General features: G+C 61.7%; 1 protein-coding gene. It reads left to right on the top strand.

Features of this window, described 5'->3' with window-relative positions:
- The first annotated feature begins 30 nt into the window (after positions 1 to 30).
- Positions 31 to 750 carry a MarR family transcriptional regulator gene (locus tag NWF34_RS25530; RefSeq protein WP_158037440.1) on the top strand — a complete coding sequence of 240 codons (720 nt, stop codon included), beginning with the start codon at positions 31 to 33 and terminating at the stop codon, positions 748 to 750.
- Positions 751 to 1,128 lie beyond the last annotated feature (378 nt).

Below are 1,128 nucleotides of genomic sequence, written 5' to 3' on the forward strand. Positions count from 1 at the left end.
GTTGTGTGCGCTCAGGCGCACACAACGACCGTGAACATCGACGTTCGCCGGCTAGCCGAAGCCGCTAACGTTCACGCCGCAACAGCATCGAGGGCACTTCACCGCCTCCAGGCAGAAGGCTGGATCAGACGAGTCGCTGAGGCGCAGGGGACAGAGTCGGCAACCTGGGAGCTCGCACATGTTGCGTTTGACACAGCTGCAACACAAGGGGAAACACGCCCCCCGTTTGCCAGCTCCACCCTGCGACTCCACCATGCCCACCACGACATCTGGGTTTGGCGAGAAGGTCTAGGCGGAATCGCCGAGAGGATCCATGCAGCCTGGCAGGGTGGTCACGTATCCGTGATCGGTCTTGTGAGTGCCACGGGTTACTCCAGCCGGTGCGTCCGTGCGTGGCTTCGCTACTTCCGGGAGCTGAACCTACTGACTCCCTCCAGGGATAGGTGGGACGAAGTAGCCGTCGCATTCGGATCTTACGGCGCAATGGTCCGACGGGCACAGAGCCATCTCGTCGATCGACTGGTTCGCGACTGGTGGGATGAAGAACTTAGCTGGCGAAAGCAAAGAGGGAAGCGAAGGTATCGAGGTCCGGGCAGAGTGGCAACGGATCCGCAAGCGATCGCACTGCCAATCGCAGCGCCCTCGCGGACACGGTATGGGCGGTTCCCGACGCGGCCCAACGGGAAGGTCGACTATCCGTTGGCTCGTTCGTTGGTGCGTAGTCACATGCAGACAAGTAACGCTGCTTAGGTGTCACCGCGATCATCAGGACTCTGCGTGACAGTCCGACATCACGCCACAGCGAAGTTCCCGCGGGGTCTAAAGAGATAGTGCTGGGCCGGATTGGACGCCTGCTCACGCTGGCACACCTCCGTTGGCGGGCCGTTGATGATCGGCCGGGTGTCGGGTGTCGGGCGTCGAAACTCGGGAACCTTTAGGTGACTACACAGCAACTGACGGGTGTAAGGGTCGCCGCAGCGGCCACCTCTCACCCGATTGGAGAACCAAGGGCCTGGTGCACGGATAGGTGACAGGGTTAGTCACGCGGCCTGAGGGGCCTCGTGGTTGATGATGGTCTCGAATTCAATGGGGGTCAATCTGCCGAGGCGGTCCTGTCGTCTGCGGCGG

The organism is Gordonia sp. GONU (assembly GCF_024733855.1).
GTDB lineage: Bacteria > Actinomycetota > Actinomycetes > Mycobacteriales > Mycobacteriaceae > Gordonia > Gordonia amicalis.